Genomic DNA, 24,161 nt, shown 5'->3' with positions numbered 1-24,161 from the left:
AGTATAAACATGCATTTGCATCTTTTGTTCCCGCCTTCGGAACATTTCTTCAAAAACTTCAGTTCTACTCTTTGTAGAAGCTCGTGCAGGAGATTTCTGATCGCAGGCCATCTTTGAGAAACTGGTAAACATGCCCCAAGCCACTGTCCATTTGCTCCGCCATGGCGAGGTCCATAATCCGGACGGCGTCCTGTATGGACGGCTGCCCGAATTCCACCTCTCCGACCTGGGGCGGGAGATGGCCCGGACGCTCGCTGAACACTTCCGGCAACGCGCGGCCGCCGGTGCCCGCATCACCTACCTGGCGGCTTCACCGCTGGACCGCGCACAGGAAACCGCGGCGCCCACCGCCGAGGCCCTGAACCTTCAGGTCCACACCGAAGAGCGGATCATCGAGGCCGAAAACTACTTCGAAGGCATGAAGGTCACCAAAAGCGAGCTCCGGCGGCCCAAACACTGGCCGCGGCTGGTCAACCCCCTGCGGCCGTCCTGGGGCGAGCCGTACAAGCAGCAGGCCTCGCGGGTCATGGAAGCTGTCCATGATGCCCGCCTGCGCGCCATCGAACTCGCGGAGGGTGACTACGGGACCGGCGACTACAGTGCCAGCGGGCCCGAAGCCATCCTGGTCAGCCACCAGCTTCCCATCTGGGCCACCCGGCTCAGCGCCGAGGGCAAGCCGCTCTGGCACGACCCGCGGAAGCGCGAATGCACCCTTACCTCCATCACGTCCCTGGTGTTCGGCGACGACGGCACGCTCGTGCGCGTCAAGTACAGCGAGCCGGCGGCATCCCTACTTCCCGGTGCGGCCAGCACCCCTGGAGCCCTGTAGTGACCCACAGCAATCCCAGCAAGACCGGGCGCGGCAACGGCCCCGTCAGCTCCCGGCGGAGTGTCCTGGCCGCCGGCGGCCTGGCCCTGACGGCACTGACCGTGGGGCTTTCCGGCTGTGCGCAGGAGGACGCCCTGGCACAGCAGGCCCGGGCCGGGGACAACAAGAACTATGTGGCCGGGGACGGTTCCGTCACCGAATTCGCCGCAGCTGACCGCAAGTCTGCCGTCCAGGTCACCGGCACCCTGTTCAACGGCACCGCCGTTTCCCCCGCCGACTTCCAGGGCAAGGTGACTGTCCTTAACTTCTGGTTCGCGGCGTGCGCCCCCTGCCGGGTGGAAGCCCCGATCCTCGAAGAGCTCCACCAGGAGTTCAAGGAGCAGGGCGTCCAGTTCTACGGGGTGAACCTGCGGGACGAGAAGGCCACCGCCGAGGCTTTCGAGAAGACCTTCAATGTCACCTACCCCAGCTTTGACGACCAGGACGGCGGCGTCCTGCTCTCCGTATCAGGGCTGGTACCGCCGGGCGCCGTCCCCACCACACTGGTGCTGGACAAGCAGGGGCGCGTCGCCTCCCGCGTCCTGGGCGAAGTCCAAAAGGGCACCCTGAAAGCCCTTATCACAGCCGCCGTGGCAGAGTAGCGCGGGCCGCCCGTGAACAGCCCCTTCGCCGAAGCCATCCTGAACGGCTCGTTGCTGCTGGCCATCCCGGTTGCCCTGCTGGCCGGCCTGGTCTCCTTCCTCTCACCCTGCGTACTGCCCCTCGTGCCCGGGTACCTGGGCTACGTCACCGGCTTGAGCGGCGTGGACCTGCAAAAGCAGAAGCGCGGCCGCATGCTGGCGGGCATCGGGCTGTTCGTCCTGGGCTTTTCGGTGATCTTCGTACTCCTGGGCGGCGCCTTCGGGCAGCTCGGCACCCTGGTTACGGGTTCGCAAAACGCCTGGATCACCCAGCTGCTGGGCATCCTTGTGATCCTGCTGGGCATTGTGTTCATGGGCGGTTTCAGCTGGCTCCAGCGGGATGCGAAGATCCACGCCAAGCCGCCCGCCGGCCTGTGGGGCGCGCCGCTGCTGGGCCTGACCTTCGGGCTGGGCTGGGCGCCCTGCATCGGGCCCACCTACTCAGCTGTCCAGCTGCTCAGCCTGTCCGGCGGGTCCTCAGCAGCCAAGGGAGCGTTCCTGGCGTTCGTCTACAGCCTGGGCCTTGGCATCCCGTTCCTGCTGATCGCCCTGGCCCTGCGCCGGGGCATGGGCGTGATGGCCTTCTTCCGGAAGCACCGGCTTGCCATCCAGCGCACCGGCGGCGGCATCCTGGTGGTCCTGGGCCTGCTGATGGCCAGCGGTGTATGGGGCAACTGGGTGACCGGGCTGCAGTACTGGTTCCAAACCGATGTGAAGTTGCCGATCTGATGAGCGAGCGTGTGAAGGTAAAGAAGAAGACGTCCGGGGCGGCGGCCGGCACCAAGGTGTCGGAGGCGAAGCCGGACGCAGCGCTGCCGGCCCTGGGTCCCAAGGAAATGCTGCGCTGGGCCTGGACCCAGCTGACCAGCATGCGGACCGCGCTGTTCCTGCTGCTGCTCCTTGCGGTGGCGGCCGTCCCCGGTTCCCTCTTCCCGCAGCGCCCGGCGAATCCTGCCGTGGTGACCCAGTACATCAAGGACAACCCGGATTACGGCCAGCTGCTGGACGCCCTGCAGCTCTACGACGTGTACTCCTCCGCCTGGTTCTCCGCCATCTACCTCCTGCTGTTCATCTCCCTGATCGGCTGCGTGGTGCCGCGCGCCATCGCCCACTACAAGGCCATGCGCTCCCAGCCGCCGCGCACCCCCAAGCGGCTGTCCCGGCTTCCCGAATACGGCACGCTGGTCATTCCCGCCGACGCCGGGATCCCGGCGTCGGACGCCATCCAGAGCGCCGCGGGGGTGCTGAGGAAGCGCGGTTACCGCGTTGAGGTCAGGGACGACGACGGCGCGCGGCCGTCTTTGGGCGCGGAGCGCGGGTTCCTCAAAGAAGTTGGCAACCTCGTCTTCCACACGTCCCTGATCGGCGTGCTGATCTCAGTGGCTGTTGGCGGCCTGTTCGGCTACAGCGGCCAGCGCATCCTGGTGGAGGGCGATACCTTCGTCAACACCCTGGTGGGCTATGACCAGTTCAACCCGGGCACGAACTTCCAGTCCAGCCAGCTGCAGCCGTACTCAGTGCAGCTGGACAAGTTCGACATCACTTTCGACCGCGAATCCGCGGGCAAGTTCGGCCAGCCGATCGACTTCGCGGCTACCGTCACCACCAGGGAAACCCCGGCTTCGCCCGCCAAGCAGGAGATCCTGAAGGTTAACGAGCCCGTAAGCCTTGGCGGCACCAGCATCTACCTCACCGGCAACGGCTACGCCCCGGTGGTGACCATCCGCGACGGCGCCGGCAACATTGCCATGCAAGGACCGGTGGTGGCGAAACTCCAGGGCGACAACTACTACTCCTCCGTAGTCATCAAGGTGCCCGACGCCAGCCCGGACCAGCTGGGCTTCGCAGGGTTCTTCCTGCCCACGGCGTTCGTCACGGATGAAGGCGTGTCCTTCAGCGGGGACCCGGATCTTTTCAATCCGCAGCTGAGCCTGAACTCCTACTATGGGGACCTCGGGCTGGACGACGGCGCACCGCAGAACGTTTTCGAGCTGGACGTGGAAAACCTCACGCCCCTGAACGCCCGAAACCTCGACGCCGGCGGCATCACCCTGGCGCCCGGGTCCACCTACACGCTGCCGGACGGCAAGGGCACCATCAGCTTTGACGGCGTCAAGCGGTACATCGGCGTGGACATCCACCACAACCCGGGCCAGCTCTATGCCCTGATCTTCGCCCTCCTGGCCGTCGCGGGCCTCATCATCTCCCTCTACGTCAACCGCCGCCGGGCCTGGGTGCGCACCGGCACCCACGAGGACGGCCGGACCATGGTGGAGTACGGACTTTTGGCCCGCGGCGAGGACCACCGCCTGGCTGCCGAGGCCGCCACCATCCGGAAGCTGCTGTCCGGGCAGTGGAAGCTTCCCCAGGACGCACCCGCAGAACCCTCCACCACAGCAGGCCCTGCCGGGGCCGAAAAGGACCAGTAATGCCGTTCGGAATCAACGAAACCATGGGCCAGTACAGCGAGCTGTTCATGCTGCTCGCCGCCTGCACCTACACGGTGGCCTTCATCGCCTTCGCCTGGGACCTTGCCAAGAGCAGCAAGGCACTGCGTGCCATCGACCTCAAAGCCGCGCAGGCGGGAGAAGCCGCGAAGGTTCCGGTGGCAGCCGGGGCAGGGGCGGAATCCGCGACCCCCCGCCCGGGCGGGGAGCGCCTTGCCGGCCCGGCGGACCGTGCCGAGCGGCCGTCGTCGTCCATGGCAGCAGGCGGCGGGGGAGTCATCACCGCCGATGCCGACATGAAGTACGCTGCCGAGCGCCGCGCTCCCGCACGCGTTGCCGTGGCCCTGACCATCCTGGGAGCACTGATCCACGGCGCGGGCGTAGTTACCCGTGCCCTGGGTGCAGGGCGCGTGCCGTGGGGCAACATGTACGAGTTCCTCACCACCGGCGCCTTCGTGGCGGTAGCCGTGTTCCTCCTTGTCCTGGTCCGCCGTGACCTGCGGTTCCTGGGCACCTTCGTGGTGGGCCTGGTGATCATCATGCTGGTGGCCGCCTCCGTGGCGTACTGGACCCCCGTGGGCCATTTGGTTCCGGCCCTGCAGAGCTACTGGCTGATCATCCACGTCTCCATTGCCGTGCTCTCGTCCGCGCTGTTCACCCTGACGTTCGCCATGTCAGCCCTGCAGCTTGTCCAGTCCCGCCGCCAGAAAACCGTGGCTGCCGGCGGCGCGGACAAGCTGGGATTCATGCGCCTGGTGCCGTCCGCCCTCAGCCTGGAGAACCTCTCCTACCGCATCAACGCAATCGCCTTCATTGGCTGGACGTTTACGCTGATGTTCGGTGCCATCTGGGCGGAGAAGGCATGGGGCCGGTTCTGGGGCTGGGACACCAAGGAAGTGTGGACCTTCGTCATCTGGGTGGTCTACGCAGGCTACCTCCATGCCCGGGCCACCAGGGGCTGGACCGGCAACAGGGCGGCCTGGCTCTCAATCGTCGGCTACCTGTGCGTCATCTTCAACTTCACGATCGTCAACCAGTTCTTCAACGGGCTCCATTCCTACTCCGGCCTCTGAACAGGGGTTTCTTTCGAACAACAGCGACACATTGGGTAAATAACAATTCGATGTAGCAACGGGGGTGTTCCCGGCCCCGCGGTGATGCTACGTTGGTGACGTTCGCCCGTGATGAAGCTTGCAGGCGAAACGCTAGTTTTGCCTGAGGTATCCATGAGCTACGTTCTGGCCATTGATGTCGGGACCAGTTTCACCGCGGCCGCTGTTGTCCGTTTCAACCCAGGAGTTACACCGGTACCGGAGACCCTTCCACTGGGCCTTCGCGGTTCAGCCGTGCCTTCCGTGGTGTACTACCCGGAGGAGGGCCCGGTCCTGGTGGGGGAGGCCGCGGAACGCCGCGGCCTTGACTCTCCCTCACGGGTGGTGCGTGAATTCAAACGCCGGGTCGGAGACGCCGTTCCCATTGCCGTGGGCACCCTGTCCCTTCCCCCCGAGGAAGTCTTCGCCACCATGGCCCGCTGGGTGGTGGACCGGGCCACCGAGCGCGAGGGCGAACCGCCGTCGGACATCATCCTGACCCACCCTGCCGCCTGGGGCACCCACCGCACCACTGTGGTCAGGGATGCCCTGGCCGCCAGGGGGCTTGGGGACGTGACGCTCCTGACCGAACCGGAAGCCGCCGCGCTGCACTACGCCTCGCAGGTGCGGGTGGAGGACGGCAGCATAGTTGCCGTCTACGATCTCGGCGGCGGGACCTTCGACACCGCCGTCCTGCGCAAGGCCGGCAGCACGCGCTTCGAGCCGCTGGGCCGTCCTGAGGGCATTGAAGACCTCGGCGGAGCGGATTTTGATGCTGCCGTCTTCCGCTACGTGGCCAACAACACCGGTGGGGCGCTTGCCGGGCTGGACCCGGAAGAGCCTGGAGTGCTCGCTGCGCTGGCCAGGTTGCGGCGTGAGTGCGTGGAAGCCAAGGAAGCGCTCTCCTCGGACAGCGAGGCCAGCATCTCGGTGCTCCTGCCCGGCATCCACCAGCAGGTCCGTTTGGTCCGCTCCGAGTTCGAGGCGCTGATAGAGGAATCCGTGCGGGACACCGTGGATGCCTTGGAACAGTCCCTGGCGGAGCTGGAACTGGAACCGGCCGATCTTTCCGCGGTGCTGCTGATCGGCGGGTCCTCCCGGATCCCCCTGGTGGCGCAGCTGATCTCGGAGCAGCTTGACAGGCCCATCGCTGTGGATGCGGACCCCAAGTCCTCAATCTGCCTCGGTGCTGCCCTGTCCACGGTTCTCGCGCAGGCCGCCACGGCTGTTGCGGCCACGGCGGCCGGCAAGGACGCGGAACAAACCGCAACACCCGCCGTCGTACCTGCCGGGTCCGGCGACGCCGCACACGTTCCCGCCCGGCCCGCCAGCTGGTCCAGGAAAGGCCCGGCGGCGGCCGCTGCAGCCCACGGGCACCACGGCGGTGCACATGCGCCAAAACCGACGGTGCGGCTGACCGCCATTGCTGCCGCTGCCGCCCTGGTGACCGTCCTTACCGCAACCGCGGCCCAAGGGCCGGAAGGCTTCAGCAACCTGACCGCCATGTTCGTACCGGGGGCCGGAGCCGCTCCTGAATCCAAAACCTCTGCGGGCGGTTCCGGCGGAGCGGCTGGAACGGCAGCGGCAGGCGACGCGACCGCACCACTGGCCGGTATCGAGGCTGGGGTGCAGAGGGCTAGGTCTAATGAAAAAGCGGGACTGGACGTGGAAGCGTCGCCCACCAGCCGGCCTTCGGCCACCGCGGAGAAGAGCCCAACCGGCGGGTCCTCGACGGGCAGTGCGTCAGCAACCGATCCCGGAGCAGGCGTTGCGGCGCCAGGCACGTCTCCGAACACAGCCCCAGGCACAGTGTCCGGCGCCGGGGATACGACGGCGCCAGGCACCACTGATCCCACCGGCACTCCAACGACGGCGCCGGGAACGGTGGAACCGACGACTCCTGGCACCACCGAGCCCGTACCGGCTGATCCGGCCACCGGCGCTCCGCCCGCTACTGAGCAGCCGCCTGTTACCGGGGAGCCGCAACCACCCGTAACCTCGGACCCGCCACCGCCGGTGACCCCTGAGCCGCCTGTCACCGAAGAGCCGCCGCCCCCGGCGGTAACTGAGGAGCCGACTCCGGTGACGGGACAGGAACCCACAACGTCAGAGGCGCCGATGGTGGAAACGTCCGCCCCGGCCGAGCCGGTGGCCTAAGATGACCAGCCATCAGATTGACGCGGAGACGCCGGCATACCTGCACACGGACCTGTCACAGACCGGCCAGCCGCCGCATGCGGCGGAGCTCATGGCGAAGCAGCTCAAGGGCGAGAACTCAGCCGTGCGTGAGCTGCTCCTGGCGCTGTCGGTGGGCTTTACCCTGCCGGGACCGTTGCCGGCTGCACTGGAGCGGAAGATCGACGGCGGCGAGGTGGAAAGCCTTGACGCCCTCGTGAAAAGGGCTGAAACCTCGGGCCTGCTGACCCCTGACGGGACAGTGGTGGGACCGGCGCAGCATGCGCTGCTTACCGTCGCCCCCACGGCGAAGGTCCATGCGCTGCAGCGCGAACTCGTGTCTGTCTATGCGGCCAACCGCCAGCCACTGGGCGACTTCGCCCGGGAACTGGCGCGCGGCGGCCTGGCCGATCCGCGGGTGGCAGCGGAGCTGGAACATGCGGGCAATAAGGCACTGGAGCATGATCCCGGCCTGGCCTGCCAGCTTTACGACGAAGCCCTGCTGGCCGGCGCGGACGAGCTGTCCACTGCGGCACGGCGGGCACAGGCTGCGGCGGCGGATGGAGACCTGGATGCCGCAACCCGCATCATCGACACCCTCCTGGTGGCGGATGATCCGCCGGACGTTCGCCGGGGGGTTGATGTAGCCGCGGCTGTCTGGGCACAACGGGGCATGCTGGCCCGCGGGGCAGACGCCTACAGCTGGCTGGGAGCATCCCGGCTCGGACCGTCGGCGCCGCTTGCTGCCATAGCCCTGGTGGGCTCCGGCTACCGTGCGGGTGCGGAGGCCTTGTTTCGCGCAGACGAACCTCCGGCTTCGCCTACCCTTGTGGCCACCACACTTGCCCAGACGGGCAAGGGCATCATGGAAACACTCGTGGCAGACCCGGACCAGGGACTGCCACGGCTGATACATGCGTCGGATATGTTCAATGCCGCCGGGACGGCGCTGCCCATGCCGGAAACGCCGGCCGCGCTCGCCGCGCTGGTGGCGTTGCACAGTGGTGAGCCGCAAACCGCGGAAACCGTTTGCCGTTCCGCTGCCGCGGCCGGGCAGGGGGGAAACGCGGCCAAGCCGCGGCTCTTCCTGCTGCAGGCATGGTCCGCCATGATGCAGGACAAGCTCGAGGATGCACGGCTCGCCATCAATGAAGCCACCAAAGCGAACCACTGGCCGCTGGTACCGCGGGATGAGTTCCTGTGTTCGGCCCTGGAAGTGGGCCTGGCCCGACGCAACGGGGATATGCCGGAGCTGATCAACGCATGGGAACGCGCGCGGGAAGCGATGCTGCACGCCGCCGTGGACCTCTACAGCCTGCTGCCTTGGGGCGAACTGATGATCGCCGCCGCACGGTTGCGCGAAAGCCGGCGGGTGGTGCATTACGTCGACGAGGCGAACCAGCTGCTGGGCCGCCTGGGTGATCCGCCGCTCTGGGCCGTTCCGTTCCACTGGGCAGCTGTCCAGGCTGCCCTGCTGAGCGATAGTCCTGCGGACCTGGCACCCCATGCCACTGCCCTGGCGCGGGCAGCGAACCACAGCCACCTGGCCGTGGTTTTGGCCACCGCCGGAAAAACCTGGGTGTCAGTGCTGGCGGACAAGTTCCGGCCAGCGGATGTTGAGGCGGCTGCCCGGAACCTTGGCAGAGTGGGAATGCCTTGGGAGGGTGCCCGGCTTGCCGGCCACGCTGCGGCCAAGACCGAAGAACGCAAGGACATGGTGCGCCTGCTGTCCTGCGCGCGGGATCTGCATCCGCAGGCAAGTTCGGCGGGCAACGGCTCATCGGGTTCCGCCGACCCGCGGCCTGTTCCTTCCTCCGATCAGGGAAACGGCATGCACCCGGACGGATCAGGACTCAGCGAACGCGAAAAGGAAGTGGCCCGGCTGGTCCTCGAAGGCAAGACTTACCGCGAGATCGGCGAAGCAATCTACATCTCGCCGCGCACCGCCGAGCACCACATTGCCCGTATGCGCCGCCGGCTGGGGGCGGAGAACCGGTCCGACCTGCTGGCACGGCTGCGCCTTGCCCTGAACAGCGACAACACTCCTCAGGAGTAAGCCCCTAATCCCCTAACAAGGGGGCCGGCGGTTTCCCCGGCAGGGGAGCCGCCGGTAGGGGGAAACCGCCCGATGCCCGGCTCTCCACCCGGCCCATACGTTTGATTCAAGCCCGGCAACGCCGTCGGGCCCCAACCGAAAACTCATAGAAATGCAGGGGACCATCACATGACACTCGCAAACGATCTCGTCCAGTTCCTGATGCACCTCTTCGGAGACCGCCAGGCCGCCCAGGACTTCCTGGACAACCCGGAGAAGGTTCTGGAAGACCACGGCCTGGGCAAGGTGTGCTCCGCAGATGTTGACGCCGCCATGCCGGTTGTCCTGGATTATGCACCTGTCACCATCAACGCCTCCCGCTTCGACCGTGAGTACAACACCGGCGGCAACGACGCCCGCACTGACCACAACGGCGGCGGCGGTGGCAGCACCGGTGGCGGCAATCATGGCGGTGGACACCACCACGGTGGCGGCCGGGACAATGACCATGACGACCACGCACACGCCGTCCAACAGCTGCACCACGTGGTGAACAACTACTCCTACACCTCCACGGTGGATGACCGGGACACCATTGTCGACCAGTCCGTCAACCAGAACATCTGGGCCGACGGCGACGTTGAGCAGTGGTTCGATAACGACTCCGTTGTTGCCTCCGGCGACCGCGCCGTCGCTGCCGGTGACGACGCCTACGTCAAGGACTCCAACAACATCGAGGACTCCTACAACACGGACAACTCGACGGATAATTCCATCGACAACTCTGTCACCGCCGGCCGCGACGCGAACATCGGCAACGAAGAGACGAACATCGACGACTCCTTCAACACGGACGTGGACATCGACGCGGACATCGACGACTCGTTCAACGAAGACTCGCAGAACGACAACTCGGACCACTCCGACAACTCCACGAACATCGATGTGCGGGATTCGGGCAACGACAACTCCATCAACGACTCGTTCAACGATGAGATCGACAACTCGATCAACGACTCCGGCAACACGGAGGTGGACTTGGACAACGTCGGTAACACGGACAACTCGATCAACGATTCCGGCAACACCGAGCTCGAGGTGGACATCGAGGATTCGTTCCAGGACAACTCGACTGAAACGAACACCAACATCGAGGATAACGTGATTGTTGCGGACAACGAGGTCGACTACACCAACGTCGAAGACAACACTGTTGTCGCCGACAACGAATTTGAGTTCACCGAAGACAACTCGATCAACACGGATGTGAACGTCGAGGACAACAACCTCGCATTTGCTGACGACGAGGGCGAGGCCACGGCGGGCTAGCACTGGTCCAATCGTGAAAAGCCCGGCAGGAGACCCTCCTGCCGGGCTCTTCCCCATCCATCCCACGTTCCATCTACGGGGCTCAACGCAAAGGAAACGCTGTGGCAGAAGCAGGACCGGCAAAACCCGCAACACCGGCAACGGCCGGCCAGCTGATCAAACTCGTGGAACACGGCCTCCAGCTCGTGGGAACGGGAGACCGGGCGGACCTCCGCAAGCGCCTGGACCAGGCACTGGGCAGGCTCAAGGATCCCAGCATCCGTGTCATTGTGGTGGGCGAATTCAAGCAGGGCAAGAGCAAGCTCATTAACGCCCTTGTCAACGCGCCCGCCTGTCCCGTTGATGACGATATCGCCACGTCCGTGCCCACTGTAGTCCGTTACGGCGACCCGGCGTCGGCAACGATCCTGGTCCCGAAGGCCGACGCCGAAGGCTCCGACGAAAGCGGCGTGGAGCGCCAGCCAATTCCGCTTACCGACCTTCCCGCCTTTGTGTCGGAGCAGGGAAACCCCGGGAACAGCAAGAAGCTCGTGGCTGCCGAGGTGTACCTGCCCCGCAAGATCCTGACCGGCGGCCTGACCATTATCGATTCCCCCGGCGTCGGCGGGATGGGTTCGTCCCACACGCTGACCACGCTCACGGCCCTGCCCACCGCGGACGCCATGCTCCTGGTGTCCGATGCCTCCCAGGAGTACACCGAGCCCGAGCTCCGCTTCCTCCGCCAGGCCATGAGGATCACCCCCAACGTTGTGGGTGTCCTGTCCAAGACGGATCTTTATCCGGATTGGCGGCGGGTGGAGGAAACGGACCAAGCCCACCTCAGCAAGGTGGCACCCGATATTCCCTTGTTTCCTGTGTCCTCGGACTTGCGGCTTGAGGCGTCGCGCCTGCAGGACGCTGAGCTGAACGAGGAATCAGGGTTCCCCGCCCTGGTCACCCACCTCCGCCATGAGATCGTGGGCAAGTCCCAGCGCCTGCAGCGCCGCTCGGTCAGCCAGGACCTGCTCTCCGTGACCGAAAACCTCCGCCTTTCCCTGCAGTCCGAGCTCGAAGCGCTGGAGAATCCTTCGGGCACGCCCCAGATGATTGCCCAGCTGGAACTGGCCAGGTCGGAGGCCGACGACCTGCGGAAACGCTCTGCACGTTGGCAAATCACCCTCAATGACGGCATCAGCGACCTAATCGCGGACATGGAGTACGACCTCCGCGACAGGCTCCGCCGCATCCAGCGCGAAGCCGAGACAGCCATCGACCAGGGCGACCCCGGCCCGACCTGGACCGAGTTCTCCAAATGGCTGGAGGAGTGTGCCGCCGCCGCGATTTCCGACACCTTCGTATGGACCAGCGAGCGGGCCCAATGGCTGGCAGCCCAGGTGGCAGAACACTTCGCCGCCGACGAGGTCACCCTGCCCGTGATGCGCGTGTCCGATTCCGGTGACGCGCTGGATCCGGTTGATGCGATGCCAGCCATGGATGACGGCCGCATCAATTCCATGCAGAAAGTCCTAATAGGCATGCGCGGCTCCTACGGCGGCGTGCTGATGTTCGGCCTGCTCACCGGCATCTTCGGCATGGCCCTGATCAATCCGCTCTCCGTGGGCGCCGGACTCCTGCTGGGGCGCAAGGCGTACCGTGAGGACAAGGAAGCCCGGCTCAAGCGCCGGCAGGGCGAAGCGAAAGCCCTCGTCAGGAGACAGATTGACGACGTGACGTTCCAGGTTGGCAAGCAGCTCAAGGACCGTCTCCGCCTGGTGCAGCGTTCCATCCGCGACCACTTCACCGAGATCGCCGAAGAGCACCATCGCTCCCTCACCGATTCCGTGACCGCGGCGCAGAAGGCCGCAACCACGTATTCACTGGAAAAGGACGTCCGGATTCGCGAGATCAAGGCGGAACTGAAGAAGGTGGACGCCCTTCACCGTGCGGCGGAGTCTGTGGCCGCCGAAGTAGCTGGAAAGAAGCTGACGATGGTGGCTGCAGGATGACATCATCGACCGTCGCCGGAGCAGCAGACCTCGTACGGGAGGCACTCGAGGTCTACGGCGATGATCCCGCCGCAGCCTCCATCCTCCACGGATACTCCCGCAGACTAGAGGAACCGCTGCGGATAGCGGTCGCCGGTATGGTGAAAGCGGGCAAATCGACGCTGCTGAACTCCATCATCGGTGAGGAGATCGCGCCCACGGATACAGGGGAGTGCACCCGAATCGTCACGTGGTACCGGTTCGGCCACACCCCCCGCATCACGATGTATCCCAAAGACGGCGAAGCCCGAACCCTGCCGGTGAAGCGTGTGCACGGCCGCCTCGTGTTCATGCTCGGGAACGTGCAGGCCGAGGACGTGGACAAGCTGGACGTGGAATGGCCCTCACCCATGCTCCGGACCATGACCCTGATCGATACCCCCGGCATCGCGTCGCTCTCCGAGGACGTGTCCGCGCGTTCCACGAATTTCCTGACGCCCGCGGACACGCCGTCGGAAGCGGATGCCGTCATTTACCTCATGCGCCATATGCACTCCTCCGACCTGCGGTTCCTGGAGTCCTTCCGGGATACGGAGGCAGGCCGTTCCGGCACGGTCAACGCGCTCGCGGTGCTCTCCCGCGCCGATGAAGTGGGCGCAGGCCGAATCGATTCGCTGCTGTCCGCCGGCGAAATCGCCGAAAGGTACCGGCGGGACCATAACCTGCGGAAGCTGGCGCTGGGAGTGGTCCCGGTGGCGGGACTCCTCGCCCAAAGTGCCCGGACAATGCGGCAGCAGGACTTCGCCGCGCTGCAGCAGCTCGCCGGCCTGGACCGGACAGAGCGGGAAAAGATGCTGATCTCCGCCGACAGGTTCCTCCGGTCGGCCAAGCCCGAGGGCCTTGCCGGGGAGGAGAGGGCGTCGCTGCTGGCCAGGTACGGCCTGTTCGGCATCCGCCTGGCCGTGGTCCTTATCCGGAACGGTTTTGACGAGCCCACGCCGCTGGCGCACGAACTCGCCCGCCGCAGCGGCCTGGATCCGTTGCTGGATCTGTTGTCCCGGCAGTTCCAGGCCCGCGCGGAGGCGTTGAAGGCGCGGACCGCGCTGGTGGGGGTGGAGACCTTGCTGCGGACGTCGCCCCGGCCGGAAACAGGGAAGCTGGCTGCGGCCCTGGAACGGCTGCAGGTCAACGCCCACGAATTCCGGGAACTGCGGCTCCTGGCCACCCTTCGGACCACGGGAGTGCCGCTCAGTCCGGAACTTGCGGCGGAAGCTGAAGGACTCATTGGTGGCTGGGGTCCAGCCTCCCACGTGCGGCTGGGACTGGCAGCGGATGCAGCACCCGACGACCTCGCCGACGAGGCCCGCCGATTCCTGCTCAAGTGGCGGGCCGTAGCAGAAAACCCGCTGACGGACCGCGCTGCCCTCGACGCCTGCCGGATGGTGATCCGCAGCTGCGAAGGCGTGCTCGCGGAAGCGTCAACGCTGCAGCGCCTCCGCAAGTCGGCCTGAGGGTTACAGGCTCACCCACCGGGGTTGAACTGGGCCCACGACCGCAGGGTTCCCTGCCGTGGAGCCGCGCGGGCGAGGGCCCCGGCCCGAGCTTGCGAGGGCGGGGAGCCCGTGTGGCCTTGCGAGGTTAGGGAGCGGTTGGGGAGGCGCGGCTCGACTTCAACCACCGGCCAGACGCCGGCAGGAAAAACAGCACCAGCCCGATGAGGGCCAGGAGGAGTTCGGCGCCCCACAGCAGCAGGACGTAGCTGCCGCCGTCGCCCTCGGGCACCAGGAAGGCGGTGGCGATCATCATGACCAGGGCATGCCCGGCCAGGAGCGGAACGAGGGCCCAGCGGGCCCAGCCCTGGCGGCCCATCACCACACCCAGCATGGCCGCCTGAAGAAGCATCACCAGCAGCAGGGCGCCCCCGCTGCCCCAAAACACGATGCCGGTGGCGGTGGTAACGGCCTCGGCGTCACCGCCTGGAGCCATCTGCTCCACCACGCCGCGCAGCCGCTCGAGATGGCCGTCGCGGGTGAGGAAGGAACCCACCAGGACCGCCAGCCCGGCCAGGAAACTGAACAGCCACAGTGTCCTGCCGTGCCGGATGGTTCCGGGCGCGGGTGGAATGACGGCAATGGGTGCGGGCGCCGAATAGGAAACTCCGGGCCGCGGCGGGGGTGCGTGCTGGGTGGGCGGCGGCGGGGCAGGCTGGCCCGCCGGCCGTTCAGGTTGCGTTGGGGCTGGCCCATCTGGCGGGTATGAGGTTCGGGGTGCGGTGGTCCGCAGGCGTTCTTCTCCGTCAGATTCGTGAGCCATGGGTCCCTACTTCAGTCCGTCGGTATCGTGCTCGTCGGTTTCGTGTTTGCCCTGGCCGCCGTCGGAGTCCTTCGCCTTCGCATCCAGCTCATCCTTGAGCTTCTTCAGGCGGGCCGCCTCTGCGTCGTTGCGGCGGCGGACCTCAAGGTTGCGGAGGAAGTCGGGGTCGTCATCCGGGGCGGTGGGATGGCGGTAGTTCTGCTGCGGGGAAGAACCGCGCGGCCGCCCGATCAGCAGCCACAGGATGGCGCCCAGCACGGGCAGGACGATCATCACCACGATCCAGGCAGGTTTGGAAATTCCGCGCGTCAGGCGCCCGTCGGTGCGGATTACGTCCACGAGGCCATACACAAAGATGACGAGGACTGCCACGGCCAAAGCCACACGGAGGAGCATGCCACTAAGTCTATCGTTCAGAGGCCAGCCGGACCCCGGGCCGGAGACGGCTAAACTTGAATGTGGCCTTTTTGAAATATTCCCTGATCCGCCTGGCTGTGTTCGCACCGCTGTTCGTGCTTTTCACGTTCCTGCAGCTGGGCGTCCTGATGTCCGTGATCTGCGCGGCCCTGATCGCTTTCGCCCTCAGCTACCTGTTCTTCCAAAAGCAGCGGGACGAGGCCGCGGCCGCCCTGCACCACCGGTTCTCCGGAAAGGCCAAGCCGCTCCGGTCGGCGGGCGAGGTCCAGGACGCCAATGCCGAGGACGCCCTGCTTGACGCCAACCCGGACATCACCATCAGCAACGACGCCGCCAAAGACCATAAGACCCGCGGCTGAGTGCCTCAGAAGCCGTGGGTGAGCACCAGCCCGAGTGAGAACAGCAGGCTGTAGCCGAGGTTGATCAGGCCGGTCTGCTTCAGGACGGGGATGAGGCTCTTGCGCTTGCGGCCATTGATCATCAGCCATGACGGCATCAGGCAGGCCGGAATCAGCAGCAGCACAATCAGCATCCACGGCCGCGCCGGGGCCAGGATGACCACCAGCAGGATGGCGACGGCCAGCATCAGCACGTAGCTCTCCCGGGCGTGCTTGTCGCCCAGGCGGACGGCCAGGGTCTTCTTGCCCACCTGCATGTCGGTAGGGATGTCCCGGACGTTGTTCGCCATCAGCAGGGCCGTGGCGATCAGCCCGGTGCCGATAGCACCGATGATCGCCGGCAGGTTGATCTGCCCGGCCTGCGTATACGTGGTGCCCAGGGTGGCCACCAGGCCAAAGAAGACGAACACAAAGACGTCGCCCAGGCCCATGTAGCCGTAGGGGTTCTTGCCGCCCGTGTAGCCCCACGCGGCCATGACGCAGCCCAGGCCCACCAGGATCAGCCACCAGCTCTGCGTGATGATTACCAGGACCAGCCCGAACACCATGGCAGCGGCGAAGGTCCCGAACGCGGCCCGCTTCACGTGCTCCGGTTTCGCGGCTCCCGAGCCAACGAGCCGCAGGGGTCCCACGCGGTCGTCGTCCGTTCCGCGGATGCCGTCGGAGTAGTCGTTGGCGAAGTTCACGCCCACCTGGAGCAGGAGTGCCACCAGCGCGGCGAGGATGGCATTGAGCAGTATGAACGAATCCATCTCGTACGCGGCGGCCGAGCCGATCACCACCGGTGCGATGGCGGCCGGGAGCGTTCGGAGTCGTGCGCCTTGGATCCATTGTGCGGCTGTGGCCACGTTTAGTACCTCGTGTTGGTTCGGGGGACCGGCGGGCCCATGTGCATGCGCCCGCCGCGGTAGTGCAGGTCCACTCTACTTTCCCTGATGCAGGGCGCTGAGTTGGGAGGTCATCGCCAGCCGGTCCGGCTTGCCGTTGGGAAGCATCAGCAGCGATGGCGCAACCAGGACGGTTTTGGGTGCCAGGACTCCCAGGGTGCGGCGCCATTCCTGGCCAAGGACGACGGCGGGATCCCCGCTTCCGGCAGTACTGCCGGCTTCAGCGCCAGGGCCTTTGCCCGCGCCCGGTGCCAGGGCCACGTAGGCGGCCACCGCCTGGCCCCATTCCCCGGACGGGACGCCTGCCACAAAAGCCGCCGTGACGCCGTCGTGCTTCTCCAGCTCTTCCTGCACGCGCGCGGCGGACACCTTGACGCCGCCCGTGATGATGACGTCATCCGCCCGTCCCAGTACGGTGAGCCTGCCGTCGTCGGCGATGCTGCCGAGGTCGCTGGTACGGTACCAGCGCACGCCGTCCTCCTCGAAGAACGTGGCGGTCTCCTCGTCGGGCGCCTCGAGGTAGCCTGCGGCGATCGTGTCACCGCCCAGCAGGATCCGGCCGTCCTCCGCCACGCGGACGGAGACGCCTTCGAGGGGGTAGCCGTTGTAGATGCAGCCGCCGGAGGACTCTGCCGATCCGTAGGTGGTGACCACGCGGACGCCCGCGTCCCGGGCTGCGTCCAGGAGCGCGGCAGGCGCCGGGGCACCGCCGAGCAGGACCGCGTTGAAGCGGCGCAGCACCGCCAGGGTGCCGGGCGACGGATTGTCCAGGAGCCGCTGCAGCTGGGTGGGAACCAGCGAGGTGAACCGGATCTTGTCCGTCAGTTCAAGCGCTGCCGCCGTGAAGGCCTCCGGAGTGAACCCACCGGACATGTCCATCACCCAGGGGCGGGTGCCGGCGAAAAGCGAGCGCACCAGCACCTGCACACCGGCCACGTACTGGACGGGCAGGGCCAGCAGCCACTGCCCCTCTCCCTTGAGCGCCAGCGCGGTGGCCATGGAGGATGCGGCCAGGGACTCCACCGTCAGGATTGTTGCCTTGGGCGTGCCGGTGGATCCGGAGGTGCGGACCACGGCCACGGCGTCATCGCAACCCGGGGTCTCCAGGTGGCCGACCACCAGCGAGCCGTCATCGCCCACGGAAAGTTCGACGGCGGGGCCCTCGCCATGGAGGGCAGCGGCGAGGGCCTTGAGGGCAGGCTCTATATTGAGGGGGCCGTTCTTGGGTGTTGAATCGCTCATTGCCGGTCCTGCCTTAGAAATAGTGCGGGAAGCTGGACCAGTCGGGTTCGCGTTTCTGCAGGAAGGCTTCCTTGCCCTCCACTGCCTCATCGGTCATGTAGGCCAGGCGTGTTGCCTCGCCGGCGAACACCTGTTGGCCGGCCAGCCCGTCGTCGGCAAGATTAAAGGCGAACTTCAGCATCCGGATGGCCTGCGGGGACTGCCGGGCGATGTCCGTGGCGTACTCCAGTGCCACGTCCTCGAGGCGTTCGTGGTCCACGGCCTCATTGACGGCGCCCATCCGGACCATGTCCTCCGCGGAATATTCACGGGCGAGGAAGAAGATTTCGCGGGCAGCCTTCTGCCCGACCTGCCGGGCCAGCAGCGCTGAGCCGTAGCCGGCGTCGAAGCTGCCCACGGTGGCGTCGGTCTGCTTGAATTTGCCGTTCTGGCGGGACGCGATGGTGAGGTCCGCCACCACGTGCAGCGAGTGGCCTCCGCCTGCCGCCCAGCCGTTGACGACGGCGATGACCACCTTGGGCATGGTGCGCATGAGCCGCTGGACTTCCAGGATGTGGAGCCGGCCTGCCCGGGCGGGGTCGATGGTCTCCTGGGTCTCGCCGTCGGCGTACTTGTAGCCGTCCCGGCCCCGGATGCGCTGGTCGCCGCCCGAGCAGAACGAGTGGCCGCCGTCCTTGGGGGAGGGGCCGTTGCCGGTGAGCAGAACGGTGGCAACGTCCGGGGTCATCCGGGCGTGGTCCATGGCACGGTAGAGCTCGTCAACGGTGCCGGGCCGGAAGGCGTTGCGGACTTCCGGCCGGTTGAACGCGATCCGCACCGTGGGCAGGTCCCGCACCCAGCCGCCGTCGGAATCCCGCTCCACCTGGCGGTGGTAGGTCATGTCCTGGAAGTCCTCAAAGCCTGACACCACGCGCCAGCGGGTGGGATCGAAGACGTCGGACACCGGGGCGGGGATCTGGTTGCTCACCGTCCAAGTCTAGTAATCCGGCTCAGCTGATGCAGAACCCGTTCCCCCCGGGGGCCGCCATCGGATGCCAGGAATGCGGCCCCTGGCTTGCTGTCCAGAGGAACGTGCGCCCCTTTCCTCCAGCTCGCGGCGGACTTCATCCTTGTCCCGTCCGGCCAGGTTGACGTCCCAGTGCACCCGGTTCTTGCCCACCTTCCCGTCCTCGCTGGTGTGGAACAGGAGGCGGCGGCTGGGTGCCGGTGCGCGGGCGGTAGGGGACGGACAACCTAGGTTTGGACCTGCTGGAGCTGGTCGTAGAGTTCCGGGGGGATGGCGTAAATGAAGACGACCGCCAGCAGGTTCTTGGCGGCGTGGACAAAGTAGGAGAACATCAGGTTCTTCCCCGTCCAGACGTAGACGAAAACGAGCGTGCCGCCCATGGCCAGGTAGGGCAGCAGCGCCGTCAGGGTGATGGCTTCCTTGCCAGCAATATGCATGGCGGCAAAGAGGATCACGGAGAGCGCGCAACAGATCCAGATATTGACCTTCCGGCTCAGTTTGCCGATCAGGAGGTGGCGGAAGATGTATTCCTCGACAAAGGGCCCGATCAGCACCACCAGTGGAACCATGAGCCAGGCCGGGACCTGCTGCATCAGTTCCTGCAGCCCTTCCTGGTTGGCGGAAGTCTGCACGTCGCCGCCAGCCGTGACCACCAGGGCGGTGAAGATCATCATGGCGATCACTGATGCAGGAATCATTAGAAGGGTGAACCACGGCCGGGTGGCAAGGACCCGTAGGTCCCGGCCCACGACCCGGCGGGTTGCCAGGATCGCCACGAAGCCCACTGATCCGAACCACAGGAAGTTGGCGGCATAGGAAGCGGATGCCGGAGAAGGGGCAACCTGCCGCAAAAAGGGAACCAGGAGGTCGCCTGCAAAAGCGAAAAATCCCGCAACTGCCACAAACAGTCCCACTGCGGCGAAGTCCAGCGGCGAGAACCGGTACAGCTGTGGCTGCGGTGCGGGCGGGGTGCGGTGGGCGGTAGCCATGGCTTCAGCCTATCCCCCAACTAGGTAGCGCCAACTGTCGTTATGAGGGTCCAAAACGACAGTTGGCGCTACCTAGTTGGGGGAAGGGAAGAGAAGCGAGGGGGCTGCATTGCCCGTGGAAACGTGCGTCCCGTAAAATGTTCGGTATGCCTAAAAAGATGTTTCGGTGCGCCAAAGTAGCCGCCCGGAAAGTGCGCTTCATGGCCTTGGCGGGCGCCGCCGTCGTGCTTTCCCTCCTCCTGACGGCCTGCGGCGGTGGGGCCGCAGGAAACGGCGGGGACGGCAAGCCGGTGGTGCTGACCACCTTCACGGTGCTGGCCGACGTCGCCCGGAACGTTGCGGGGGACAAGCTCACCGTGGAGTCCATCACCAAGGCGGGCGCAGAGATCCACGGCTACGAGCCGACTCCGGGGGACATCCGCAAAGCCTCCAAAGCAGATTTGATCCTGGACAACGGGCTGAACCTGGAAGCCTGGTTTGGCCAGTTCGTGGAAGGGCTGGACGTGCCGCACGCCGTGGTCAGCGAGGGCGTGGAGCCAATGTCCATCAGCGAGGACGCCTACCAGGGCAAGCCGAACCCACACGCCTGGATGTCGCCGTTGAACGTCCAAAAATATGTGGACAACATGGTGGAGGCTTTCTCGGAGCTGGACCCGGAAAACGCCGAAGCTTTCAAGGCCAACGCGGAAGCGTACAAGGCTGAACTGCAGGCCGTCCAGGACCAGATGACGGCCAGGCTGGCGGGAGTGCCGGAGGCGCAGCGGGCCCTGGTGACCTGCGAGGGGGCGTTCTCCTACCTGGCACGCGACGCCGGCCTGAAGGAGCTGTATATCTGGGCTGTCAACGCTGAGCAGCAGGCCACGCCGCAGCAGATCACCCGCGCCATCGAGTACGTCAAGGCCAACAACGTCCCCGCCGTGTTCTGCGAATCCACCGTCTCGGACGCCCCCATGCAGCAGGTGGTGGAGGCAACCGGGGCAAAGTTCGGCGGCACCCTCTACGTGGACTCGCTGTCCGAGGCCGACGGGCCAGTCCCCACCTACCTGGACCTGATCCGGCACGACGCCGACGTCATCACCAGGGCACTCACCGGGGCCGGGTCATGAGCACTCCGGCCATCTTCGTTGACCGCGTGACAGTCCACTACGGCGAGGTCCTGGCGCTGGACGCCGCATCGCTTGCGCTGGACCCGGCACGGATCTGTGGACTGGTGGGCATGAACGGCTCCGGCAAGTCCACGCTGTTCAAGGTCATCATGGGAATGATCAAGCCCGACGCCGGCACGGTCCGGATCCACGGACAGTCGCCTTCCCGGACCCGCCGGGATGGCGGCATCGGCTACGTGCCGCAAAGCGAGGACGTGGACTGGCAGTTTCCACTCTCCGTCCGCGACGTGGTGATGATGGGCCGGTACGGGCACCAGGGTTTCACCCGCCGCGCGTCAAAGGCGGACCGGGCAGCCGTGGACGAAGCGCTGGACCGCGTGGAACTCGGCCCCTACGCCGGACGCCAAATTGGCCAGCTGTCCGGCGGCCAGAAGAAGCGGGCGTTTGTTGCCCGCGGAATCGCGCAGGGTGCCACCACCATGCTACTGGACGAACCCTTTGCCGGCGTGGACAAGAGGAGCGAGGCCACCATCACCCGGCTGCTGCGCGAGCTCGCCTCCGACGGCTGCACCATCCTGGTCTCAACCCACGACCTGCACGCCCTGCCGGAGCTGTGCGACGAAGCGGTGCTGCTGATGCACCGCGTCCTCATGCACGGTCCGCCGGACCAGGTGCTGCAGCCCGAAAACCTGGCCATGGCGTTCGGCCTGGACGTGCTGAACCGCGACCTTCCCGCGCAGGACCACCACGCCCAGCGGAAGGAGCGCACCGCCTGATGGAACTGCTCCTGGAACCCCTGGGCTACGACTTCATGGTGCGGGCCATCGCCACCACGGCGCTCGCCGCCGTCGTCTGTGCCGTGCTCAGCTGCTGGCTCGTCCTGATCGGCTGGTCCCTCATGGGTGACGCCGTCTCGCACGCGGTGCTGCCCGGCGTCGTACTCGCTTACATCGTGGGCGCCCCGTTCGCGCTGGGGGCGCTGGTGTTCGCCCTGGTGGCGGTGACCCTGATCGGGGTGGTGCGCAATACCAGCCGGGTGAAGGAGGACGCCGCAATCGGCATCGTGTTCTCGTCACTGTTCGCCCTGGGGCTGGTGCTGATCTCCGTCACGCCCAGCCAGACGGACCTGAACCACATCATCTTCGGCAACCTGCTGGGCGTCAGCTTCCCGGACCTCATCCAGGTCCTGGTGCTGGGCGTGGTGGCCTTCGCCGTCCTCATCCTCAAGCGCCGCGACCTTACGCTCTACGCCTTCGACCCCACCCATGCGCACGCCATCGGACTCTCGCCCCGGCGGCTCGGTGCCCTGCTGCTCGGCCTGCTCGCCCTGACCTCCGTGGTGGCGCTGCAGACCGTAGGCGTGGTGCTGGTGGTGGCCATGCTGATCATCCCCGGCGCCACGGCCTACCTGCTCACAGACCGGTTCTCGCGGATGCTGGTCATCGCGCCGGTGATCTCGGCCCTGTGTTCGGTTGCCGGAATCTACATCAGCTACTACCTGGACACGGCGTCCGGCGCCATGGTGGTGCTGACGCAGGGCGTGGTGTTCGCCGCCGTCTACCTGTTCAGCCCGCGGCAGGGGCTGATCGGAACCCGGCTTGCAAAAGCGCGGCGGAAGAGGGCGGCGGTGCCCGCCGGAGCGTGAATTTTGCGTCCCAGGAATGTAACCGGGGAACCGGCAGGCTGAAACATCGGCGGGACACGATGGGCAGTGCATGCTGTTGTCCGTCCGAAAGGATCCGCCGGTGCTGACCAAGAATCTCTTCCTGCAGGGCATCTACCCCTTCCATGGCGTCGGGATGGACAAGCCGGTCCCCATCCACAGTGCGCTGTCCCACTACGTCCCGGACGGCGTGGTCAACCAAACCCTCTACTTCCGGGGCGGCAACTCCAGCCCTGAGCTTATTGCCGTGGTCCTGATGCGCAACGGTGTCCCGATGCGGTATTTCCCCATCGGGGCCAAAAGCGACGTGCACGTACCGCTGCGGGTGGTGGAGGATATTGAGGCCGGCTCGGTCATCGAGCTTTTTGTCTCGGCCCCGGAAGGTGTCCGCGGCTCCGTGGTGGTCGATCTTGGCATGGTGGAGCACTGATGGCCGGCGTCCCCGACGCGCTGCGGGTCAGCAGGTCCGGCCCGCGTCCGGGCAGGCGGCTGGTGGTGATCGGCAATGGCATGGCAGGCTCACGGGCCGTGGAGGAGGTCCTGGCGCGGGGCGGTGCCGGGCAGTTCAGCATCACGATGTTCGGCGACGAACCGCACGGCAACTACAACCGGAGGATGCTGGGCCGCCTGCTGTCCGGTGCGGAGAGCGGTGCCGGAATTTTCCTCAACCAGCCTGCCTGGTACCAGGAGAACCGGATCACCCTCCACGCCGGCGTGACGGTGGACAGGATCGACCGGTTCACCAGGCACGTGTTCTCCAGCGACGGCCGCGTCACGCCGTACGACACCCTGATCATCGCCACCGGCAGCCGCCCGTATCTGCCGCCGCTGGACGGGCTCCACACACCCGCAGGGTCGCTCAAGCCAGGCATCTTCACCTTCCGCACCCTTGCTGACATCCGCGGAATGGATGCGCACATCCGGAAAGGCAACCGCAGGGCCGTGGTGGTCGCCGCCGGACTCTCCGGGTCCCATGCCGCCGCGGGACCGCAGGCCGTGGCCGCCTTGAGGGGCCGCGGCTGTGACGTCGAAGTGCTGCACTCCACCGCCGCAGCCCTGCTGGGAAAGGACAGAGTGGGCGGGATCAGGCTCCGTGACAAACCGGACATCGCCTGCGACCTCGTGGTGCTCGCCGCCGGTGTCCGCCCGAACGTTGACCTGGCCGTGCTCAGCGGATTACCGGTGGAACGGGGGCTAGTAGTAGGCGATGCGCTGCGGGTCCAGGACGAGGATGACATCTACGCCCTGGGCGGGTGTGCCCAGTACCGGGGTGAGGTGTGCGAGTCCCTGGCGGCCGTGTCGCGGCAGGCAGCGGTCCTGGCAGGCCACATCACCGGCACGGACACCGGCGCGGCATACCTTGGGTCTCGCAATCTGCACAAAAGGGCAGACCCTGATGCCTGCAGCCGGGGGCGTGTAGTCCACGTCACGTAGCACCCTTTTGCGTCTTGTAGGATGGGTAGGCCGCGTGAAGCTTCGGCTGGACGAAGAAAAACGCTCACAATCGGCGGATGCCACAGCAAAGGGCCGAATTTTGTGAGCTGGATCATTCGTCCCCCCGGATGCGGCCAACCCCCAACCCACAAGGAA

General features: G+C 66.2%; 22 protein-coding genes and 1 pseudogene. 16 read left to right on the top strand and 7 right to left on the bottom strand.

What is annotated here, in order from left to right:
• The first annotated feature begins 130 nt into the window (after positions 1–130).
• The 10 genes from ACLH0K_RS14470 to ACLH0K_RS14425 all read left to right on the top strand — a co-directional run bounded on the left by ACLH0K_RS14470 (position 131) and on the right by ACLH0K_RS14425 (position 14,061).
• Positions 131–829, top strand: coding sequence for a histidine phosphatase family protein (locus ACLH0K_RS14470; RefSeq protein WP_411374247.1), 699 nt, complete (start codon positions 131–133; stop codon positions 827–829).
• On the top strand, positions 829–1,470 hold the full coding sequence (locus tag ACLH0K_RS14465; RefSeq protein WP_411374246.1) for a TlpA family protein disulfide reductase: 642 nt from the start codon (positions 829–831) through the stop codon (positions 1,468–1,470). The genes ACLH0K_RS14470 and ACLH0K_RS14465 overlap by 1 nt, the downstream gene beginning before the upstream one ends.
• Positions 1,471–1,482: 12 nt before the next feature.
• A complete protein-coding gene (locus ACLH0K_RS14460) occupies positions 1,483–2,238 on the top strand; it encodes a cytochrome c biogenesis CcdA family protein (RefSeq protein WP_411374245.1) in 756 nt (251 codons plus the stop codon).
• Complete coding sequence (locus tag ACLH0K_RS14455) at positions 2,238–3,938, top strand: cytochrome c biogenesis protein ResB (RefSeq protein ID WP_411374244.1); 1,701 nt, start codon at positions 2,238–2,240, stop codon at positions 3,936–3,938. The genes ACLH0K_RS14460 and ACLH0K_RS14455 overlap by 1 nt, the downstream gene beginning before the upstream one ends.
• Positions 3,938–5,029 carry a c-type cytochrome biogenesis protein CcsB gene (gene ccsB / locus ACLH0K_RS14450; RefSeq protein ID WP_411374243.1) on the top strand — a complete coding sequence of 364 codons (1,092 nt, stop codon included), beginning with the start codon at positions 3,938–3,940 and terminating at the stop codon, positions 5,027–5,029. The genes ACLH0K_RS14455 and ccsB overlap by 1 nt, the downstream gene beginning before the upstream one ends.
• Before the next feature lie 153 nt (positions 5,030–5,182).
• A complete protein-coding gene (locus tag ACLH0K_RS14445) occupies positions 5,183–7,204 on the top strand; it encodes an Hsp70 family protein (protein ID WP_411374242.1) in 2,022 nt (673 codons plus the stop codon).
• A 1-nt stretch (position 7,205) separates the two neighbouring features.
• Positions 7,206–9,278 carry a LuxR C-terminal-related transcriptional regulator gene (locus tag ACLH0K_RS14440; protein ID WP_411374241.1) on the top strand — a complete coding sequence of 691 codons (2,073 nt, stop codon included), beginning with the start codon at positions 7,206–7,208 and terminating at the stop codon, positions 9,276–9,278.
• Positions 9,279–9,446: 168 nt separating this feature from the next.
• Positions 9,447–10,586: an IniB N-terminal domain-containing protein gene (locus ACLH0K_RS14435; protein ID WP_411374240.1), complete on the top strand. Its 1,140-nt coding sequence runs from the start codon at positions 9,447–9,449 to the stop codon at positions 10,584–10,586.
• Positions 10,587–10,687: 101 nt separating this feature from the next.
• Complete coding sequence (locus ACLH0K_RS14430) at positions 10,688–12,571, top strand: dynamin family protein (RefSeq protein ID WP_411374239.1); 1,884 nt, start codon at positions 10,688–10,690, stop codon at positions 12,569–12,571.
• The gene (locus ACLH0K_RS14425) at positions 12,568–14,061 is read left to right on the top strand and encodes a dynamin family protein (protein ID WP_411374238.1); all 1,494 of its coding nucleotides are present in this window, start codon (positions 12,568–12,570) and stop codon (positions 14,059–14,061) included. The genes ACLH0K_RS14430 and ACLH0K_RS14425 overlap by 4 nt, the downstream gene beginning before the upstream one ends.
• Positions 14,062–14,188: 127 nt before the next feature.
• Here ACLH0K_RS14425 and ACLH0K_RS14420 read toward each other — a convergent pair whose 3' ends face one another.
• Both ACLH0K_RS14420 and ACLH0K_RS14415 read right to left on the bottom strand, forming a co-directional pair.
• On the bottom strand, positions 14,189–14,863 hold the full coding sequence (locus tag ACLH0K_RS14420; protein ID WP_411374237.1) for a hypothetical protein: 675 nt from the start codon (positions 14,861–14,863) through the stop codon (positions 14,189–14,191).
• 6 nt (positions 14,864–14,869) lie between these two features.
• A complete protein-coding gene (locus tag ACLH0K_RS14415) occupies positions 14,870–15,259 on the bottom strand; it encodes a PLDc N-terminal domain-containing protein (protein ID WP_411374236.1) in 390 nt (129 codons plus the stop codon).
• 62 nt (positions 15,260–15,321) lie between these two features.
• Between ACLH0K_RS14415 and ACLH0K_RS14410 the strand changes: the two genes are divergently transcribed.
• Positions 15,322–15,639: a DUF4229 domain-containing protein gene (locus ACLH0K_RS14410; RefSeq protein ID WP_411374235.1), complete on the top strand. Its 318-nt coding sequence runs from the start codon at positions 15,322–15,324 to the stop codon at positions 15,637–15,639.
• Between the two features lie 5 nt (positions 15,640–15,644).
• Here the strand turns inward: ACLH0K_RS14410 and ACLH0K_RS14405 are convergent, their stop codons facing one another.
• The 5 genes and pseudogenes from ACLH0K_RS14405 to ACLH0K_RS14385 all read right to left on the bottom strand — a co-directional run bounded on the left by ACLH0K_RS14405 (position 15,645) and on the right by ACLH0K_RS14385 (position 19,802).
• Positions 15,645–16,526 (bottom strand): 1,4-dihydroxy-2-naphthoate polyprenyltransferase, encoded by an 882-nt coding sequence (locus ACLH0K_RS14405; protein WP_138136890.1) that lies wholly within the window; start codon positions 16,524–16,526, stop codon positions 15,645–15,647.
• Positions 16,527–16,601: 75 nt separating this feature from the next.
• A complete protein-coding gene (locus ACLH0K_RS14400) occupies positions 16,602–17,807 on the bottom strand; it encodes an AMP-binding protein (RefSeq protein ID WP_411374234.1) in 1,206 nt (401 codons plus the stop codon).
• A 13-nt stretch (positions 17,808–17,820) separates the two neighbouring features.
• Positions 17,821–18,774, bottom strand: a complete 954-nt coding sequence (locus ACLH0K_RS14395; RefSeq protein WP_411374233.1) for a 1,4-dihydroxy-2-naphthoyl-CoA synthase — start codon at positions 18,772–18,774, stop codon at positions 17,821–17,823.
• A gap of 22 nt (positions 18,775–18,796) precedes the next feature.
• Positions 18,797–19,014 (bottom strand): annotated as a pseudogene (locus ACLH0K_RS14390) (VOC family protein); the annotation flags it as partial.
• 26 nt (positions 19,015–19,040) lie between these two features.
• Entirely contained in the window at positions 19,041–19,802 is a 762-nt protein-coding gene (locus tag ACLH0K_RS14385; RefSeq protein ID WP_411374232.1) for a lysostaphin resistance A-like protein, read from the bottom strand.
• A 146-nt stretch (positions 19,803–19,948) separates the two neighbouring features.
• Here ACLH0K_RS14385 and ACLH0K_RS14380 point away from each other — a divergent pair, with 146 nt between their 5' ends.
• From ACLH0K_RS14380 to ACLH0K_RS14360, 5 genes are all read left to right on the top strand, one after another.
• Entirely contained in the window at positions 19,949–20,908 is a 960-nt protein-coding gene (locus tag ACLH0K_RS14380; RefSeq protein ID WP_411374231.1) for a metal ABC transporter substrate-binding protein, read from the top strand.
• Positions 20,905–21,684, top strand: coding sequence for a metal ABC transporter ATP-binding protein (locus tag ACLH0K_RS14375; protein WP_411374230.1), 780 nt, complete (start codon positions 20,905–20,907; stop codon positions 21,682–21,684). Before ACLH0K_RS14380 ends, ACLH0K_RS14375 begins: the two co-directional genes overlap by 4 nt.
• A complete protein-coding gene (locus tag ACLH0K_RS14370; RefSeq protein ID WP_411374229.1) occupies positions 21,684–22,553 on the top strand; it encodes a metal ABC transporter permease in 870 nt (289 codons plus the stop codon). Before ACLH0K_RS14375 ends, ACLH0K_RS14370 begins: the two co-directional genes overlap by 1 nt.
• A gap of 100 nt (positions 22,554–22,653) precedes the next feature.
• Complete coding sequence (locus ACLH0K_RS14365; protein ID WP_411374228.1) at positions 22,654–23,001, top strand: molybdopterin oxidoreductase; 348 nt, start codon at positions 22,654–22,656, stop codon at positions 22,999–23,001.
• Positions 23,001–24,005 carry an NAD(P)/FAD-dependent oxidoreductase gene (locus ACLH0K_RS14360; RefSeq protein ID WP_411374227.1) on the top strand — a complete coding sequence of 335 codons (1,005 nt, stop codon included), beginning with the start codon at positions 23,001–23,003 and terminating at the stop codon, positions 24,003–24,005. Before ACLH0K_RS14365 ends, ACLH0K_RS14360 begins: the two co-directional genes overlap by 1 nt.
• Positions 24,006–24,161: the final 156 nt, after the last annotated feature.

Source organism: Arthrobacter sp. MPF02 (genome assembly GCF_046605375.1).
In the GTDB taxonomy this organism is placed as follows: Bacteria; Actinomycetota; Actinomycetes; order Actinomycetales; family Micrococcaceae; genus Arthrobacter.
Note: the sequence above shows the minus strand (reverse complement) of the source record. Positions and strands in the feature narration are given on the sequence as shown.

Bases quoted from the DNA above. Each gene is read 5' to 3' on its own strand.
- ACLH0K_RS14470 (WP_411374247.1), top strand. From the start codon at position 131: ATGCCCCAAGCCACTGTCCATTTGCTCCGCCATGGCGAGGTCCATAAT.
- ACLH0K_RS14455 (WP_411374244.1), top strand. From the start codon at position 2,238: ATGAGCGAGCGTGTGAAGGTAAAGAAGAAGACGTCCGGGGCGGCGGCC.
- ccsB (WP_411374243.1), top strand. From the start codon at position 3,938: ATGCCGTTCGGAATCAACGAAACCATGGGCCAGTACAGCGAGCTGTTC.
- ACLH0K_RS14445 (WP_411374242.1), top strand. From the start codon at position 5,183: ATGAGCTACGTTCTGGCCATTGATGTCGGGACCAGTTTCACCGCGGCC.
- ACLH0K_RS14440 (WP_411374241.1), top strand. From the start codon at position 7,206: ATGACCAGCCATCAGATTGACGCGGAGACGCCGGCATACCTGCACACG.
- ACLH0K_RS14435 (WP_411374240.1), top strand. From the start codon at position 9,447: ATGACACTCGCAAACGATCTCGTCCAGTTCCTGATGCACCTCTTCGGA.
- ACLH0K_RS14425 (WP_411374238.1), top strand. From the start codon at position 12,568: ATGACATCATCGACCGTCGCCGGAGCAGCAGACCTCGTACGGGAGGCA.
- ACLH0K_RS14420 (WP_411374237.1), bottom strand. From the start codon at position 14,863: ATGGCTCACGAATCTGACGGAGAAGAACGCCTGCGGACCACCGCACCC.
- ACLH0K_RS14415 (WP_411374236.1), bottom strand. From the start codon at position 15,259: ATGCTCCTCCGTGTGGCTTTGGCCGTGGCAGTCCTCGTCATCTTTGTG.
- ACLH0K_RS14400 (WP_411374234.1), bottom strand. From the start codon at position 17,807: ATGAGCGATTCAACACCCAAGAACGGCCCCCTCAATATAGAGCCTGCC.
- ACLH0K_RS14385 (WP_411374232.1), bottom strand. From the start codon at position 19,802: ATGGCTACCGCCCACCGCACCCCGCCCGCACCGCAGCCACAGCTGTAC.
- ACLH0K_RS14380 (WP_411374231.1), top strand. From the start codon at position 19,949: ATGCCTAAAAAGATGTTTCGGTGCGCCAAAGTAGCCGCCCGGAAAGTG.
- ACLH0K_RS14375 (WP_411374230.1), top strand. From the start codon at position 20,905: ATGAGCACTCCGGCCATCTTCGTTGACCGCGTGACAGTCCACTACGGC.
- ACLH0K_RS14370 (WP_411374229.1), top strand. From the start codon at position 21,684: ATGGAACTGCTCCTGGAACCCCTGGGCTACGACTTCATGGTGCGGGCC.
- ACLH0K_RS14360 (WP_411374227.1), top strand. From the start codon at position 23,001: ATGGCCGGCGTCCCCGACGCGCTGCGGGTCAGCAGGTCCGGCCCGCGT.